The organism is Hydrogenophaga sp. (assembly GCF_019635465.1).
GTDB lineage: Bacteria > Pseudomonadota > Gammaproteobacteria > Burkholderiales > Burkholderiaceae_C > Hydrogenophaga.
This window is the reverse complement of sequence record NZ_JAHBZK010000019.1, coordinates 1-18,347: the sequence shown is the minus strand read 5'-3', so window position 1 is coordinate 18,347 and position 18,347 is coordinate 1. Positions and strand designations below refer to the sequence as shown.

Below are 18,347 nucleotides of genomic sequence, written 5' to 3'. Positions count from 1 at the left end.
TCATGATTGGATACCGCCGCCGGAGAGCTCCTGCAGCAGCTGCGCTTCGGCCTCCTCTTCGCTGAGGGAAGCCAGGTCGGCGGCCACAGGCGTCGCTGCGGCAGGCACGGTACTTGGGGCGCGCGCTTCGTCAAGGCCGAGCACTCGCGCCAGATGGTCCGTCAGGGCGTTGAGGTTGGGGTAATCGAACAACAGCGTGGCCGGCAGCGGCTTGCCGACCGAGCGGGTCAGCGCGTTGCGCAATTCGACCGCCATCAGCGAGTCCAGGCCGAGTTCCTTGAGCGCACGAGTGGGGTCGACCTGTGTCGCGGCCTCCAGACCAAGCACCTGCAAGGCCCGCTCGCGCAAATGGGCCATGAGCGCCGCTCGGCGTTGGCTCGCCGGCAGGCGGCGCATGCTATCGGCCAGCGACACCTGTGCAGGCACGTCGGCGGGGCGCGCCGCCTGTGTCGCCGCGCCAGGAAAGAAGTTCGGATCCAGCCCAGGAGGCAAGGTCGCCAGAAATCGTGCCCAGTCGATCGGCAGCACGATGGCCTGGGTAACGCCTTCTCGCAGCAGCCGCTCCAGACGGGCCATACCACCTTCGGCATCGATGCGCCCGAGGCCGCGTTCGCCCCACGGATCTTGACCACGGTCAGCCAATCGGGAGGCCATTCCACCATCGCCCCACATGCCCCAGGCCACGCTCAGGGCCGCCTGGCCATGGGCACGGCGCATGCCGGTCAGCGCATCAAGTTGCGCGTTGGCGGCCGCATAAGCGCATTGCCCGGGAGCACCCAGCCATTGGCCGGCTGCGGAATACAGGACAAAGAAATCCAGTGCCAGCGGTCGCGTGAGACGGTCCAGCACCTGCGCGCCGCGCACCTTTTGGCGCAGCACCGCAGCACAACGCGGCCAGGTCTGGCGGATCAGTGCGCCGTCGTCGATCACGCCGGCCGCATGAACCACTCCGCGCAGCGGCGGCATGTCGCGGGCAAGCTCACTCAGCAAGGCCTGCATGGCGGTCTCGTTGGCGGCGTCAGCTGCCACCACGTGCACCTGAGCGCCCGCCGCTCGCAATGCATCGATCGCAGTTTGCGCTTCGGGTCCCGGGTCGCGCCGCCCCACCAGTACCAGGTGGCGCGCGCCGGCATCATGCAACCAGCGCGCGGTGTGCAGCCCCAGCGCGCCCAGGCCACCGGTGATCAGGTAGCTCGCATCGGCACGCACTTGCAGGTCGACGCCGATTGGCATTGCCGGCAGTCGCAACACCAGCTTGCCAATGTGGCGTGCCTGCGCCATGTAGCGAAAGGCCTCGGCAGCGTGCTCGATGCCAAATGCCGTGACGGGCAAGGTGCGCAGCTCGCCACGCGCGATGCCCGCCAGCACGTCAGCCAGCATGGGACGCACGATGGCAGGGTTGGCATACGCTTCATCGCCGAAATCAAAGGCGCGATAGCGCACCTTCGGGTGGCTTTGCGCCACCTCCTCGGCAGTCCAGATGTCTCGCTTGCCCAGCTCCAGGAACCAGCCTTGCGGCGCCACCACGGACAAACCGGCCGGAATGAACTCGCCGGCCAGAGAGTTGAGCACAAGCTGTACCCCCTCTCCCGCAGTCAGGGTCAGCAGCTCCGTGGCGAACGAGGTACTGCGCGAGTCGAAGACGTGAGACACGCCCAGCGCTTGCAGGAACGCCCGCTTGCCGGGGGAGCCCGCCGTGGCGTAGACCTCTGCTCCCGCACGCAGCGCCAGCTGCACCGCGGCCATTCCGACACCGCCGGCGCCGGCATGGATCAACACCCGCTGGCCACGCTGGAGGCCCGCGATCGCGTGCAGTCCATGGTGTGCCGTGAGGTAGGCCACCGGCAGCGCCGCTGCCTGGTCGAACGACAGGTCCGGTGGCATGGGGTACACAAAGGCAGCGGGCACCACCGCCTCGCTGCCCATGCTGTCATGGGCAAAGCCAAATACGCGCTCGCCCACGCGCGGTTGGTCAACACCGGGGCCAACTTCAATCACGGTTCCGGCGCACTCGGCCCCGAGCGCGATGCCTTCACCAGGATAGACCCCCAGCGCCAGCAGCACGTCGCGGAAATTCAGGGCGGCGGCGGCCACGGCAATGCGCACCTCCCCGGTCTTCAGCGCGCGCGCAACGAGCGGCCGAAGCGCAAGCCCATCCAGCGTGCCTGCCCGCACGACTTCCAGGCGACGCTGAGGTACCGCAACAGCGGCACCGGGCTCGCCAACGACCTCGAGGCGCCGCTGGAGCTGGCGGCCGTGGCGTACCGCCAGATCTGGCTGCGAGCCTGGCGCGAGCAGCAACCGGGCAAGCGCAGCGCCGTCTTCGTCGGTGGCACTCAGATCGATAGCGCGCGCCGACAGCTCCGGGTGTTCAACCCGGACCACGCCCAGAAAAGCCCAGGCACCTGCTGCCGCCAGCGTGGAGGGCACTTCGGCCTCGTTGGTGGCCTGCGCCGCTCGGGTGACCAAGGTCAGGGCAGCCGGCTGTCCCTGCGCCACGAGCGCTTGCGCCAGATGCAACAGGCCACCGCTGCAAAGCAACTCGGCGCGCGCGGGGTCCTGCGGCTCCACTGCGTCGGCATCAAGGCCCCAGAGATGAATCGCCGCCCGCACCGGGCCTACCGCCTGCAATACCGCAGCCAGATCTTCCGGGCTGGCGGGATTCACGCTCCAGCGATCTTCGAGATCGCGTTCGCGCGCCAAGCCGGCGCGCACTTGAACGCAGCGCCCCCCCAGTGACTGAATTGCCGAGCGCAGGCTGTCGAGCAACGGCGAATCGTCGGCCAGCAAGAGCCAGGTGCCCTCTGCACGAACATCGGCCGCCTGCGCCGACGGCGCTCGCTCGTACCAGTGCAAGCGATGGAGCCAGTCGTCGCGACCCCCACCCTCCAGCCGCCGGGCATCGGTTCTTGTGAACCGCGCCTGGCTCAACGAAGCCACCGGGTGGCCCTCTTCGTCTTCGATATGGACATCGGCCACCAAGGTCTGGCCACCAGCCTCCAGGTGCACACGGGCATGGGCGCGCAGGCGCGAGGCACCGGCACGCCAGACGATCATCCGGCCCACGCCCATGGGTGCCCAAAGCCGGTCCGGCAGGCCATCGGCCGCCTCAGCCGACGCCGCTGCGCAGACCTGCAAGGCTCCATCGAGCAGGCCTGGGTGCAGTCCGAACCTGACCGCCTGCTCAGCACAGGCATCGGGCAGCACCAGCCTGCCCCGGGCCCAGCCAGCCCCGCCCGTGAGGCCCTGCACTGTGCGAAAGCCGGGCCCGAAAGCCACGCCCAGCGCTTCAAAGCGCTGGTAGAAGGTGTCGTGATCAACGGCAAGACCCTGTTCATTGGCTTCGCCGATCGAGAGAGCAGGCTCGGGCGCCTCGCGCAAGACTGAGGCGCCGCAGATCCGCTGCCAACCGGTCTCGATCGCCTGGAACAACTCGACCTGCGTCATGTCGCCCTCTTCGCGCACATGGACTTGCCAGCACCGCTCGCCGGCGTCGGGCAAGACCATTGACCGATCAAGTACCAAGCCATCAATGGCCCGCGCAACGTGGCCACTGCTCATCTGGCTGGCAGCCAGCAAAACCTCAGCCATCGCGGCGGCCGGCATCAGCAAGCGACCGCCGATGCGGTGGTCGTCCAGGGAACCGGCGCTGTGCGCCGTCCAGTGGCACTCGAACACCTGCAGACGGGGGTCGGCCAGGGGCACACGCACCCCCAGCAAGGGGTGCACATGCGCAGTTGCGGGCATCGTCGGCCCTGGCTGAGGTGTGGGCCGCAACCAGAATCGTTTGCGTTGCCAGGGATAGCGAGGCAGCGAAACCACGTCGCCAGGCCCACCCAGCAGGGCCTGAACGTCGGGCGTATGCCCTGCTGAGTGCAATGCTGCGGCCGAGGCCATCAAGGATTCGCGCTCTGGCCTGCCACGGCGCAAGGATGCTGCGACCGTCGCGTCGCAGCCGAGCGCTTCCAGGGTGGCGGCAACCGCACCACCCAAAACCGGATGTGGGCCAATCTCCAGAAAGGCCGTGTGGCCATCTTCGACCATCGCAGCGATGGCGCCCTGCAGGCGAACCGGCTCGCGCACGTTTCGGCCGAAGTAGGTGGCATCAAAGCGCTCGCGCGTTGCGCCCGCTCCGGTCACAGTTGAGTACACGGGTATCGCGGCCGGGCCGGTAGCTACCGCGCCAAGTGCGGCCACCAGTTCTCGCTGCAGCGGCGCCATCTGCGCGCTGTGAAAGGCGTATTGCACCGGCAGCATGCGGTGGTTCACGCCACGCGCGGTCAACGCCGCCAGCGCTTCCTCCAGCGCCGCTGGCTCGCCCGAGAGCACCACGCTTCGCGGCGCATTGACCGCCGCCAACGACAAACGATCGCCCAAGGGCCCCAGCAGGGCCAGTGCGTCGGCTTCGTCCAGGTCCACAGCCGCCATGCGGCCGCTGCCGGTCGCCCGCTGCATCACGCGACCGCGCAGGCATACCACGCGCACGGCCTCGTCCAGGCCAAGCACGCCGGCCACATGCAAGGCAGCCAGTTCGCCCACGCTGTGCCCAACCACGCCGTCGGGGCGTATGCCCCAGGAAGCCCACAAAGCCGCCAGTGCAACCTGGATTGCGAACAGCGCCGGTTGCGCGATGGCGGTCTGGTCCAGACGCGAGGCAGCTTCATCGGCAGCCAACTCTGCCAGCAGCGACCAGCCGGTCTCGGCCTTCACCAGTGCGTCGCAGCGAGCCATGGTGTCCCGAAACACGGGTTCACTGGCCATCAGCTCTCGACCCATCGCGAACCACTGCGGCCCCTGTCCGCTGAACACAAAGGCGAGCCGCGGAAGGACGTCTGTGGGCACCCGCCCTGCGCTCAAACCGGGCGGCGACTCCTCGCGCAGAAAAGCCTCGAGCCGCGACCGCAGGGCCTCGCGGTCATCTCCGACCAGCGCCAGGCGGTGGTCGAGCGCGCTGCGGCGAGCGCCAGCGGTGTAGCAAATGTCGCGCAGGGAATCACGGCTGCGGCCGAGGAAGTCGATCCAGCGGACGGCCAGGTCCCGCAGCGCGGACTCGCTTTGAGCCGACAGGCACAACAGATAGGGTGAGGCCGCGCCGCCGGCGTCGCCGGCCGATCCCAGCCGCGGCGGCTCTTCGATGATGACGTGCGCGTTGGTGCCGCCGACGCCAAACGAGCTGGTGCCGGCACAGCGAGGCTTGCCGCCTCTCGGCCATGGTGTCAGCGAGGTCGGCACGGCCAGTCGCGTGCCCTCAAGCGAGAGATGGCGGTTCAGCGAGGTGAAATGGATTTGCGGCGGAATGGCCTCATGCTGCATGGCCAGCACGGTCTTGATCACACCGGCCACACCAGCAGCGGCCTCCATGTGGGCCAGATTGGCCTTGGCGGCGCCCAGCCAACAGGTACCGCCACCAGCGTCAGCGCGTCCCACCGTGGCGGCCAGCGCCTCGACCTCGATCGGATCACCGAGTGGTGTCCCTGTACCGTGTGCTTCCACGAAGCCGATCCGACCGGGCTCAAGCTGGGCAGAGGCCAGTGCCTCACGGATCAGATCCTGTTGCGCCAATCCGTTCGGCGCGGCCAGCAGTGTTGAGTGACCATCCTGGTTGACCGCCGAGCCCCGCACCACGCCGAGCACCCGGTCGCCGTCTGCGATGGCATCGCTCAGCCGCTTGAGCACGATCACGCCGCAGCCCTCGCCCCTGCCGAAACCGTCGGCGCGATCGTCGAAGGTCTTGCAGCGACCATCGGGCGCCATGAACCCGACTTTGGACAGAGACACCATCAGGTCGGGCGTCACCATGAGCGATACGCCGCCGGCCAGTGCGATGTCGCTCTCGCCATGGCGCAGGCTTTGGCAGGCGAGATGAATGGCCACCAGTGATGACGAGCAGGCGGTATCCACGGAGATGCTGGGGCCGCGCAGATCCAGCAGGTAGGACAGGCGATTGACGAGCACGCTGTGCACGGTGCCCGTGAGCGTGCGGGCGTCAATGGCCTCGTGGTCCCGGTACTCGAGCAACTGGTAGTCGTTGTGGTAGCTGGCAACAAAGGCGCCCGTTCGACTTCCGCGAAGGCGCGCTCGCGTGAGGCCGGCGTCGTCGAGCGCCTCCATGGCGACTTCCAGAAACAGGCGGTGCTGCGGGTCCATGCGCTCGGCTTCGCGCGGCAGGATGTTAAAGTACGCGGCATCGAAGCCATCGATGCGATCAAGAAATCCACCCCATTGCGTCACCGCCTTGGCCGGCGCAGAGGGATCAGGGTCGTACAGCGATTTCGCGTCCCAGCGATCGGGTGGGACGGCACGCACCGCGTCAACACCATTGGCAAGCAGGTCCCAGAAGGCCTCGGGTGTATCGGCGCCACCAGGGAAGCGGCAGCCCATCCCGACGATCGCCACCGGATCGGCTTTAAGCACGGCCTCGCTTTGCGCGCGCACCTGCTGGGCCATGAGCGCCAGCTTTACCGCGGACAGTCCGCCAAGCGACGGGGAAGAAGGTTTGTCACTCATGGCGTCAGCGGCGCTTGCGAAGCAGCAGGGCCGCGTCGTCGTCGGAGAGGGCGTTGACGTCATCGAGCACGTCCGCCAAGGCGGGTGGGGTGTCACCAGCCGCAGCCGTCGGGCTGGCTGGCGGCACCGCAGGCGCGGCATCCGCCCCTGCGAGGAAGGTCACGAGCGCTTCGACAGTGGGGTAGTTCCAGGCCAGGGTGGCCGACAGCGGCTTGCCGTGCAGCGGCTCCAAGCGGTTGCGAAGCTCGAGCGCCATGAGCGATGTCATACCCATGTTGCCCAACGGTTTGCGCGGATCGATGCGCGAAGGCTGCACCTTGAGCACGCGGCCTACGACATCGCGCACGGCCTGTTCAACGGCGCGACGGCGCTCAAGCGGATCGGAGGTGGTCGGAATGTCCGCGCTGCTGCCATCGGCTTGTACCGTCTGCACCTGCGCTAGCAGGTCCATCAGCAGCGGTGCATCGCGCCAGGCAGGTTGCGCCCGCATGCGCTGCCAATCGATTGGCATGGCCAGCACATGGGCCTGCGGCCATTGCAGCAGCACCGGCAGCAGCGACGTGGCCTGTTGCACGGTGAAGCTGCCGATGCCCTGGCGAAGCAGTTCGTCCTGTTGCCGCCGGCCGCCTTCGCCCTGCATCACGCCCGTGCCCGCCCATACACCCCAACCGATGCTCAGCGCAGCTTGTCCAGTGGCACGGCGCTGCCGAGCCAGCGAATCGAGGAAAGCGTTGGCTGCGGCATAGCTGCCTTGCCCCGCCTGCGGCATAACACCTGCCATGGAAGAGAACATCACGAAGTGATCCAGCTCGGGCAACAGGCGATGCAGATTCCAGGCGCCCGTCAGCTTGGGACGCAGCACAGCCGCCAGCGAAGACTCATCCAGATCGCGCACCAAGCGGTCTTCGGTGATACCGGCGAGATGGAACAAGCCACGCACAGGCGGCCTCGCCTGTGCCTGGTGGCTGGCCAGCCAAGTCTGCAAAGCCGCTTCATCGGCCACATCCAGCGCGACATGCTGCACGCTGGCGCCGAGCGCCTCGATGTCCCGCAGCGCCCGCACAGCGGGCGCTGCGGGCGAGTCAGCCGTCAGCCCCGCCCATTGCAAACGTGCCGGCACGGGGGTGCGCGACAACACCACCAAGTGGCGCACACCTTGCGCAACAAGCCAACGCGCCAGAGCCCCCCCCACACCACCAAGGCCGCCGGTCACGACGTAACTCGCATCGGGTCGGAAGTTGACAGGCGCCATAGCGGTCGGCGCATCGACGTTTTGCAGTGACGGCCTCAGGCGGCGCCCCGACCGCAACGCGCAGGTACCTGCGCTCTGCACCAACGCCAGAGCCAATGCCTCAGCACCGGACACCGGATCCGCCCCAGGGTCGAGATCGATCACGCCCCCCCATCGACTCCCCAGTTCAACCGCCATCACTGCCGCCAGGCCGTTCACCGGCGTTTGCGACATGGCCAGCTGCGATACATCCTGGTCGTCGGTCACCTGCGAACCGCGGGTAACCCAGTGCAGCCTGGCCGACACGGCAGGGGACCAACGCTCAAGTGCCTGCGCAGTACGCACGAGCAGACCCAGGCCAGGCACCACCGCCTGCGGCGAGGCCAGGTCCAGTGCGCGCAAGTCGACCCATTCGATCGCAGGTGAGCCGACCGCGGGCGCGTCCACCGCACGATGGGCATCGACCACTTCAGCGACCTCACCCAGCCGTGTCAGCGCATCGACGAGCAACCTGCCCTGCCCTGACCGATCGGCCAACGCCAGCCAGCGGCGCGCATTGGCTGCGGCTGCGTTCGCATCGCCTTCCTGGGTGATCCAACGCAATTCGTAGCAGGGATCGCCGGACTGCACGGCACCAAGTTCACCCACCGCTTGCAGCTGTACGCCGACGACTGAAAGCACAGGACCTTGCTCGTCGAACAACGTGAGATCGATGGGCGATGCGGGTTCGCCGCTCACCCGGCGACGCGCATGGACCCACCTTGCACCCTGCGATTGGCGGTGCCAAATCACGCGCTCAACCGACACGGGGACGCACAGTCCCGACGACAGCGCCAGCAACACGGCGGTCTGCATGCAGGCGTCCAGCGCGGCTGGCACGAAACCAAAACCGATCGCAGCTGGCTCGTCGACGGGGGAGTCAGTCAGGCGGGACAAGACCTCTTCGGGCCCGATCCAGGCAGAGGCGATGCCACGCAGACGTTCGCCGATGCCGGCACCAACGCTCGCCAGTTGCCCATACACGGCATCGGCTGCATCCGCCGTCTTTTGCTGCAGGGCCTGGATGGCGTTGGCGGATGGGCGCTCCACCTCAAACCCGCTCCCGGCGCGCAACTCGGCCACCGCATGCACCTGCCAGGTCGTGCCCGTGTGGGATTGAAAGCCCAGGCGAAGCCCACCATTGCCATCGGGAGTGGCCAACAGCTGCAAGCTGCAGGCCGCATCGGTCTGCAGGTGCAATGCACGATCAAAGGACAGGCGGACCAGCTCGAATGAGGCGCCCGGTATCAAGGCGGCGGCCGCTGCAAAGGCCAGCTCAAGGTAGGCCGATGCCGGCAGCACCGGGCTGCCGTGCAGTCTGTGCTCAAACCACGCGGGTACACGGCCCGGATCGATGGACAGCGCCCACAGCGCTCCGGCGGGCGTCCCACCCAGCGCGACGCCGGCGCCGAGAACCGGGTGATGACCAGGCACCGCCAGGCCATGGGCGGGCGCACCAGAGGCCGCCAGTTCGGCAGCGTCGACCCAATGTCTTTCGCGCTGCCAGGGATAGGCAGGCAGGTCGGTCAGTCGCCCGCCAGGGGCCACTACCTGGGCCCAGTTGACCTGATGACCGGCGCAGTGAAGAGCACCCACAGTCGAGAGCCAGGCGGTCAAATCGGGTTCGCCGCGGCGCGCAGGCGCCGCCACCATCACCTCAACGTCGGCCGCTTGCGCGGTCTGTTCGATCGAGGGCAGCAACACGGGGTGGGGGCCCAGCTCGATGAAGCCGGCAATGCCCTCGGCCAGCATGCCTTCGACCGTCGCCCCGAAGCGCACCGGCTGCCGCAGGTTGTCGCCCCAATAGGCGGCCCCCAGTTCATGCGGCTCCGCCTGCCGGGCGAGCACGGTCGAGAACAAGGGCACATCGACCGCACGCGCGTTCAGGTCGCCGAGTTCAGCTCGCAACGCCTGTGCCAGCGGATCCATCTGAGGGCTGTGCGACGCTACGTCGACGTTGATCAGGCGACAGAACACGTTGTCGCTCGACCAGCCGGCAATCAGGCTCTTCACCACCTCGGCCTGCCCCGAAATCACACAAGACCTCGGGCTGTTGCTTACGGCCACCGACACCTCGGCCTCATGGCCTGCCAGGCGTTGCTGGACTTGCGACATCGGCAAATCGACCAGCGCCATGGCGCCCTGGCCGCTGGTACGGCTCATCAGCGCACTGCGCCGACAAATGATGCGCATGGCGTCGTCGCGCGAGAGCACGCCAGCGATGGCCGCAGCCGCCACTTCGCCCATGCTGTGGCCAACCACCGCATCGGGGCGAACGCCACAAGCCCGCAACAACGCTGCATAGGCCAGTGCCAACGCCACCAGCACAGGCTGGACCACATCGATCCGGTCGAGCAGAGAATCAGGATCACCTGGCTCGAGGCCCAATTGCGCAACGATAGAGGCCTCCATCCACGGACGCGCCGCTTCATCACAGCGCAGCAGCTCATCCATGAAAACCGGCTCGCTGGCCATCAGGCCGCGTGCCATGCCTGGCCATTGCGCACCTTGCCCCGGGCATACAAAGGCCAGCCGCGGGGCCTGGCCCGGCACTGCCCGGCCTTGCGCTGCTGCCGGACCACCGTCGGCGTACTGACGCAAGGCCTCAGCCATGCCCATGGCGTCGTGGGCTACAAACGCTGCCCGATGTTCATGGTGCGTGCGGCGACGCGCCGCACTGTGGCAGACGTCGGTCAGGTGCGCGCCACGCTCCAGCAACAGGGCAAAGCGTCCGGCCAGCTCACGCAACGCGGCCGCATCACGCGCGGACAACACCAGGAGCGACGGCCGTTGATTGGGCACCTCTGAGGCTCTCGGCTGAGGCTCAGGCGCTTCTTCCAGCACCACATGGGCGTTCGTGCCGGCGATGCCGAAGGCGCTCACGCCGGCGCGGCGCGGATGATCCCCGCGTGGCCACGTCATGGCCTCGCGGGCGATCGCCACGCCCAGGCCATCCCAGTCGATGGCGGGGTTCGGTTGTTGGCAATGAAGGCTCTGCGGTATGCGCTCATGGTGCAGTGCCAACGCCGCCTTGATCAGCCCGGCGACCCCCGCCGCACCTTCGGTGTGGCCGATGTTGGTCTTGACCGAGCCCACGTGCACCGGTCGCCCGCGTTCGCGCGCTTCACCCAGCACGGTGCCGATCGCGCCCAGTTCCACCGGGTCGCCCGCGCGCGTGCCTGTGCCATGCGCTTCCACGTAGTCGATCGCCGCAGGCGCCACGCCGGCATCGGCACAGGCGCTGCGCAGCAATGCTTCCTGTCCGGCCTGGCTGGGTGTCCCCATGGACCCGCTGCTGCGGCCATCGTTGTTGAGCGCGCTACCGCGCACGAGCGCATAGATACGGTCACCGTCGGCAAGCGCACGCGCCAGTGGCTTGAGCACCACCACACCGGCGCCTTCGCTGCGCACATAGCCGTCGCCGCGTGCATCGCCAAACTTGCAGCGGCCATCGGGCGCCATCATGCGGCTCTGTGAGTACGCAACGCTGATGTGGGGCTGCAGGATGATGTTCACGCCACCGGCGATGGCCAGATCGCTCTCGCCGCTGCGCACGCTGCGCGCAGCCAGATGCACCGCCGCCAGCGAGGACGAACAGGCCGTATCCAGCGTGAGACTGGGACCTCGCAGCCCAAGCAGGTAAGACAGGCGACCCGAACTTGCATAGCGACCGCTGCCAGTGGTCATGAGGAAATCGACCGCCTCGGGGTCGGCGAACAACCTGGCCTCAAAATCGCTCAACCATTGGCCCACGAAGACGCCGGTCTGCGATCCCTCGAGCGAAGAGGCATCGAAGCCCGCGTCCTCCAGGGCCTCCCAGGCGGTCTCCAGCAGCAGTCGCTGCTGCGGGTCCATGCGCTCAGCCTCACGCGGCGAAATGCCGAAGAAGTCGGCATCGAACGTCTGGATCGCGTCGAGAAAGCCACCCCAGCGCGTCATCATGCGCCCGGGCGTGGCAGGCCTCGGATCGAAGTAGCGCCCCAGGTCGATGCGATCCGGGGGAATCTCGGCGATGGCGTCCTTGCCGTCGCACAGCATTTGCCAAAAATCCGCCGGACCGTGCGCCGCGCCGGGCCATCGGCAGCCGATGCCCACAATGGCCACTGCGTTGTCCGGCATCCCGCTCATCCCACGGCCTCGCGAGCCGTGCCGACCAGAGTGGGCAACAGACTGTCGGCCAGGTCGGCCAGCAACGGGCTGCGTTGCGCCTGCAGGTAGAAGTGGTCACCGGGCCACACCCGCACACGGAAGCTGCCGCCCGCGTCTTCACGCCAGGCGTGCAAGTGATCAAGGGGAGTGAGCGGGTCGTCCGCGCCGCCGTATACGGTGACAGGGCACGCCAGCGGCTCGCGGCCCAACGGCGGCAGATGCGTCTCCAGCGCCTCGATGTCGGCACGTAAAGCAGGCAGCAACAGGGCCATCAGGTCCTCGTGCACTGCGACCTCGGGCGGAATGCCGCCGTAGCGGCGTTGAACCTCGCTGACAAACCCTGCGTCGTCGAGCACGTGCAACAGCGGATCGGGGTTGGGCCAATGTGGTGGACGTCGGCCCGAGACGAACAGGTGCACCGGCGCGCGTTCGCCCATGTCGCGCAGTCGCCGCGCCACTTCGCTGGCCAGCACGGCGCCCATGCTGTGGCCAAAGAACGCATAGGGCAGACCCAACTGCCCACCGAGCGACTGCACCACCCCTGCCACCAGATCGGCCATGCGCCTGAGCGGCGCTTCATTGAGGCGATTGGCGCGCCCAGGCAACTGAATGGCCACCAGTTCGATGGACTCTGGCAGATCCTGACACCAGGGACGAAACACCCCGGCGCTGGCGCCCGCATGCGTGAAGCAAAACAGCCTCATCCGAGGTGAATGACGCGGAACGAAACGCAGCAACCAGCTGTTGCTCATGGCGCCAGCCTCCCACACACTGCGACCACCGCGCCAGTGCCACAAACCACCATGTCACCCTCCATTGGCGCGTCCCTGAACTCCACAATTGCACTATCGGCCCCGGCCAACCACTCCCAACGCGTGTAGCGTGAAGGTATGGCTTTTCAGGACGACATGTTACCGAACGTATCATCCGATCCCGCTCCGCCCGGGCCTTCCCGAGTGCCATTCATCACGGGGTCGCAAGCGAAACAGCGCTGAGGCACCGATAGCGTGCGGATCCCTCACAATGTCTCCCGCATCTACCGCGTTTCGGCACCCTGCGAAGAGCCAATCCACCAGAGAAAGCCGATGACCGCTGGCATTGGACACGCGAAACCAGGCAATAGGTAGGAAATATTACCGATACCCCCGACCCCATTGACAGGTTGACCAGTGGCGCCTTGAAGGTCGATTGCCCTGGCAACGTCGACCTGTGGCTGATCGATCTGGGCGACCCTCCGGCAGAAGGTGCTGATGACAGGTGGCTGTCCCCGCAAGAGCGCGCCCGGGCGGCCAGGTTTCATTTCCCGAGAGATGCGCACCGCTATCGCCGAAGTCACCAGGCTTTGCGCGAGCTGCTCGGGCGCCACCTGGAATGCCCACCCGAGTCATTGCAGTTTGCAGAAGGCGCGCACGGAAAGCCTGTGCTGACGAGCCCGGGAGCGCCGCCATTCAACCTGAGCCACAGCGGCCGATGGGCCCTGCTGGGCATCGGCGCAGAGACGCCCGTCGGGGTGGACATAGAGGTCGAGCGCCCTCTGGATGACTTGCTGACTTTGGCGCGGCAAAACTTCTCGCAGACGGAGTTCAACTCGCTCCTGGCCACCCCGGCCGACGCGCGCATGGTCACCTTCTATCGATGCTGGAGCCGCAAGGAAGCCTGTCTGAAAGCCCTCGGCAGCGGCTTGTCCATCGAACCCCATGTCTTCGAAGCCGGCACCAACACGGCCGAGGTCCGCACACGCATAGCCGTCGCTGACGAGGAGTGCCAGGTGCTTGTGCGCAGCCTGTCGCTACCGAATCACGTGCAGGCCCAGGCGGCTGTGGCCTGGCTCGATCCGGTCAGTACCCACCTGGCGATGTAGTGCCAATGCGGCTGCGCTGGTGGGCGCGATCCAGTGCGGTCAATAGGAGCGCACGCGGGCGTATGCGCGCCAGGCACCCGCTTTCAAACCATCGCGAACACCGCCCTCACCCACCGGTGCCGGCCGGTAGCCCATGCGCCCAAACCACTTGCGCGCACGCTGATTGAAGTTGAGCGCCTCGCGCCACATCATGGTTTCGGGCGTGTTGAAGATGATCGACATCGAAATCGACACGTCTTCGGCGCCATTGCGCACGTGATGCCCGGCCACAAACGGAATGTGCAGCGCCTGCCCGGGTGCGAAGTCAAAGCACGTCGAATAGGCATCGAGCTCAGGGCGCCAGGGCAACTGGGTGTTCACATACGCGACGTAGTTCTCGCAGTTCTCCTGAGTGACCACGCGATCGTCAAAGGGCATGGACACCGTGACCTGCTTGCTGCCGCGAAACTGCAAGAGGAAGGTCGAGTAGCGATCGATGTGAAACGGCGTGACGCTGTTGGGGGACGCAAGGAACAGGTACAGCTTGGGCGTGACCGCCTTGCCTGCGATGCCACGTTCATGCATCAGCGCCTCGACGTCGCCAATCAGCGATTCATAGAGATCGCGCAATGACTCATCGGTCTGGGGCGAGCTGACCATGATGTACGAGTCGGACGTGCGCAGCGTCTCGATGGTCTCTTCGATGCTGCGGTCCAGCGGCCGCTGACGGAAGGTCTTCTCGAAGTTGTCCGAGGTCGAGAGCATCCGGGTCGAGTACATCACCTGCGATGCCGGCAGGCGGGGAATCACACGGGCCAGGTTCTCGATGGAGAGCGAGGGGTGTCCCATGAGCCGGTGGTCGAACCGAAACGGTTTTCGGTCAAGCAGTTGGGCGTCGACGCCTTCACCAAAGCAGGACAACATTTCCGATCTCCTTGGGGCAAGGTCAGTCGGTCAGCGACCGATGGGCAGGTAGTCAAATCCCATGCGGCGCACGAACATGGGGTCGTACAGATTGCGCCCGTCGATGATCAGCGGCTGTTTGAGCTTTTGCTTGATGAGCTCGAAGTCGGGACTGCGGAACTCCTTCCACTCGGTCACCACGATCAACGCATCTGCGCCCTCAAGCGCTTCGGCGGGGCTGCCCGCATAGCGCACGCGAGGCTCATCGCCGATCACGCGCCGTGCTTCTTCCATGGCGGCGGGGTCATAGGCGCTGACCGTGGCGCCTGCAGCCAGCACCTCGTCGATGAAGGTCAAGCTCGGGGCCTCGCGCATGTCGTCGGTGTTCGGCTTGAAGGCCAAACCCCAAAGCGCGAAATGCCGACCCTTCAGATCGTTGCCAAACCGGGTTTTGACCTTGCGAACCAGCACTTGCTTCTGCGCGTCATTGGCGGCTTCCACCGCCTTGAGAACCTGAAGATCCAGGCCACCATCGGTGGCGGCGGTGTGGATGAGCGCCTTGACGTCCTTGGGGAAGCAAGATCCACCGTAGCCCGCGCCCGGGTACAGAAAGTGATAGCCGATCCGCGGGTCCGAACCGATGCCTTGGCGAACCATTTCAATGTCGGCACCCAGCTTTTCAGCCAGATTGGCCAGCTCGTTCATGAAGCTGATGCGAGTCGCCAGCATGGCGTTGGCCGCGTACTTGATGAGCTCGGCGCTGCGCACGTCGGTCACGAGCAGGCGCTCGTGGTTTCGCTGGAACGGTGCATAGAGCGCACGCATCAGGAAAATGGCTTGCTCGTCGCTGCCGCCCACAATGATGCGATCGGGCTTCATGAAGTCGTCGACGGCGGCGCCTTCCTTCAGGAACTCGGGGTTTGACACCACCCCGAAAGGCGTGTTCACACCGCGCTTGGCCAACTCCTCGGCAATGGCCGCCTGCACCTTGTCCGCCGTGCCCACAGGCACGGTGCTCTTGTCGACCACCACCTTGTAGTCGGTCATCAGACGTCCAATGCTGCGCGCGGCCGCGAGGACGTACTGCATGTCTGCCGATCCGTCTTCATCGGGAGGGGTGCCCACCGCGATGAACTGGATGGTGCCGTGGTTGACCGCTCGGGACACATCGGTGGTGAAGTGCAAACGGCCCGCGGCCACGTTGCGGGCCACCATCTCCTTCAATCCGGGCTCGTAGATCGGAATGCCGCCCGATTCCAGAATGCGGATCTTCTCCGGATTGACGTCGAGGCAGAGCACATCGTTGCCAACCTCAGCCAGGCAAGCGCCGCTCACCAGCCCCACGTACCCCGTTCCCACCACCGTGACTTTCATGTGCCGTGTTTCCTGTGTGTCATCCCTCTCCCGCGGGGACGACGCATGATAGCGGCGCGTTGTGACACTTTCGGCCTAGAAACGAGGTGCGGGTATGAAGTATTTCCTGTTGCGTTGGTTGAAGTACACGCTGGTGGGGCTTCTGATGTTGGGCCTGGGCGTCGGAATTTGGCTGTTCTCAAGCGAAAGGGGACAGCATCTTGTGCAAACTGCGACGGGGCACGGTCAACGCGATCTGGTCCGCCACGCGCTCAGGCGCCTGCAGGGCCATCCCTCGCTGGAATTGGCAGCGGTACCCGTCCTTCATTGGTGGCAGCGCCAGATTGAACGAGACCCGCCGGCCGAGAGCCTGCCGGCATTGGGCAAGGGTCAACAACCCCAGGCCCTGCCCCCGATCCATGCCACAGGCGAGCATCGACTGGTCGTCTCCGAGATCGCCTTGGCGCAGGCTTTGCGGGAAGCCCAGGCGGGCGCGACGATCGAGATAGCGCCCGGGCGCTACGCCTTTGACACCACGCTGCGCCTCGGCCATGGTGGGACAGCTCGCGAGCCCATCACCCTTCGCGCGCAGCAGCCAGGCACTGCGTGGCTGGCCTTCAAGCAGGTCGAGGGCGTATTGGTGGACAAACCCCACTGGGTGTTCGAGAACCTGCAAATCGAAGGCACATGCGCACGCGACGACGACTGCGAGCACGCCTTTCATGTGGTGGGCGATGCGCATCACACGGTGATTCGCAACAACGCACTGCGCAATTTCAATGCTGCCGTGAAGGTCAACGGCCACCAAGGCGTGTGGCCCGATCACGGTCTGCTGGCGCACAACACCCTGGTCAACGACCGCCCCCGCGTCACAGCCAACCCGGTGGTCATGTTCGATCTGGTCGGCGCTGACGCCTGGGTGATCGAGGACAACCTCGTTGGCAACTTCGTCAAGCAAGCCGGCAATGGCGTCTCCTACGGCCTGTTTGTCAAGGGAGGCAGCGAGGGCGCGCGCATCGAGCGCAACCTCGTCGTCTGCACGCCAAGGGACATCTCGCAACCCGGCGTGCGCGTGGGCATCTCGTTCGGAGGTGGCCGCACCGGCGCCGCCGCATGCCGTCGTGACGGCTGTCGCGAGCACGAGCATCGCCTCGGCCTCGCCGCCAACAACATCGTTGCGCATTGCAACGACAGCGGGCTCGACCTGAACCACGCCCTCGACATCAACCTCGTGCACAACACGCTGATCAACACCGGGGGCATCAGCGCGCGCGACGGCTCCAGCGCGAGGTCGGCCGCCAACCTGATCGAGAACGGCCCATATCTGCGCGACGCAAGCAACGTGCAAAGCGAGCACGACGTTCCACTGGCCGCTGTTTTGGCCACGGTCGATGCGGACCGGCTGCGCTGGCGGCCGACCTCAAGCACCGCCGTGCCCAGCCAAGTGGCGACCGATTTCAAGGGACGCCAGCGCCCTGCCGCCTCGTCGCCGGGCGCAATTGATTTCCGGGATTAACAATTAGACACCCCTTCAATACGATCAGCGACAAATGACCAATTCCTCCGGAATGAAACTTTCATTTCCTTACCGCGCCGCCACCGGGAAATGGAAATGCCTGGTCAATAATCCTTTCGCAGTGCATTCAGCGAATTTCTTCCGCTGACGCCGCCCAGGCGACCGCCTGTCTCCACAGCCATTGCACACCCATTTCCAGGATGGGGGTCGGGGCGTTTTGTGTCAATTCGTAATCAATTTGCCGTCGATCGGTGGGAATCCACCGCTCGCGACCGTGGAATTCCGCACATCCTGGTTTTCAAACTGCCTGTCATCCGTGCCGCTTTTCACGCTTTTGCGGCCCTTAAATTCCGCCACAGTCCTGCCGAGATCGCAAAGGAAGGCCAAACACCCGTGAATTGCATCACGCCGAAAAGGCCTCCCCCGCATCAGAAATAGTACCTTTTTCGGATTTCACCGAATTTATCCGACAAGGCCATTTAATTTAAGTTGTCACCCGCCCCGCCATGCAAACCGAATTGATTACAGATTTCAGCACACCCAGCGCCAGGGCCTTGCTCCTGGCTGCGTTTGCGTGCGTTTCCCTGACCGCCTGTGGCGGCGGTGGTGGCGGTGGCGATACGGCCATGCTGGACAGCACGACCGAATACCCGGCCAACATACTTGAGATGGACGAGGCCGAGCGCAAGCGTCTGTTCCCCAACTGGAAGCCGCCAGCTTGGTGGACCTCGAGCACGACCGCACCTGCTCCGGCACCTGCTCCGGCACCTGCTCCGGCACCTGCTCCGGCACCCGCTCCGGCACCTGTT

7 protein-coding genes and 1 pseudogene are annotated in these 18,347 nt (G+C 66.0%); 3 read left to right on the top strand and 5 right to left on the bottom strand.

What is annotated here, in order from left to right; all coding sequences use genetic code 11:
• From KF871_RS16365 to KF871_RS16355, 3 genes are read right to left on the bottom strand one after another with little or no spacing between them, the layout of a single operon-like run.
• Positions 1 to 6,507 carry a type I polyketide synthase gene (locus tag KF871_RS16365; protein WP_291144918.1) on the bottom strand — a complete coding sequence of 2,169 codons (6,507 nt, stop codon included), beginning with the start codon at positions 6,505 to 6,507 and terminating at the stop codon, positions 1 to 3.
• Positions 6,508 to 6,511: 4 nt separating this feature from the next.
• A complete protein-coding gene (locus KF871_RS16360; protein WP_291144916.1) occupies positions 6,512 to 11,896 on the bottom strand; it encodes a type I polyketide synthase in 5,385 nt (1,794 codons plus the stop codon).
• Between the two features lie 5 nt (positions 11,897 to 11,901).
• Positions 11,902 to 12,678 (bottom strand): thioesterase II family protein, encoded by a 777-nt coding sequence (locus KF871_RS16355; protein ID WP_291144913.1) that lies wholly within the window; start codon positions 12,676 to 12,678, stop codon positions 11,902 to 11,904.
• 425 nt (positions 12,679 to 13,103) lie between these two features.
• Here KF871_RS16355 and KF871_RS16350 point away from each other — a divergent pair, with 425 nt between their 5' ends.
• Complete coding sequence (locus KF871_RS16350) at positions 13,104 to 13,787, top strand: 4'-phosphopantetheinyl transferase superfamily protein (protein ID WP_291144909.1); 684 nt, start codon at positions 13,104 to 13,106, stop codon at positions 13,785 to 13,787.
• A gap of 39 nt (positions 13,788 to 13,826) precedes the next feature.
• Here KF871_RS16350 and KF871_RS16345 read toward each other — a convergent pair whose 3' ends face one another.
• Both KF871_RS16345 and KF871_RS16340 read right to left on the bottom strand, forming a co-directional pair.
• Positions 13,827 to 14,690, bottom strand: coding sequence for a cupin-like domain-containing protein (locus tag KF871_RS16345; RefSeq protein WP_291144906.1), 864 nt, complete (start codon positions 14,688 to 14,690; stop codon positions 13,827 to 13,829).
• A 30-nt stretch (positions 14,691 to 14,720) separates the two neighbouring features.
• The gene (locus tag KF871_RS16340) at positions 14,721 to 16,043 is read right to left on the bottom strand and encodes a UDP-glucose/GDP-mannose dehydrogenase family protein (protein ID WP_291144903.1); all 1,323 of its coding nucleotides are present in this window, start codon (positions 16,041 to 16,043) and stop codon (positions 14,721 to 14,723) included.
• Positions 16,044 to 16,161: 118 nt separating this feature from the next.
• Here KF871_RS16340 and KF871_RS16335 point away from each other — a divergent pair, with 118 nt between their 5' ends.
• Positions 16,162 to 17,538 carry a chondroitinase-B domain-containing protein gene (locus tag KF871_RS16335; RefSeq protein WP_291144900.1) on the top strand — a complete coding sequence of 459 codons (1,377 nt, stop codon included), beginning with the start codon at positions 16,162 to 16,164 and terminating at the stop codon, positions 17,536 to 17,538.
• Between the two features lie 506 nt (positions 17,539 to 18,044).
• Positions 18,045 to 18,347 (top strand): annotated as a pseudogene (locus KF871_RS16330) (hypothetical protein); the annotation flags it as partial.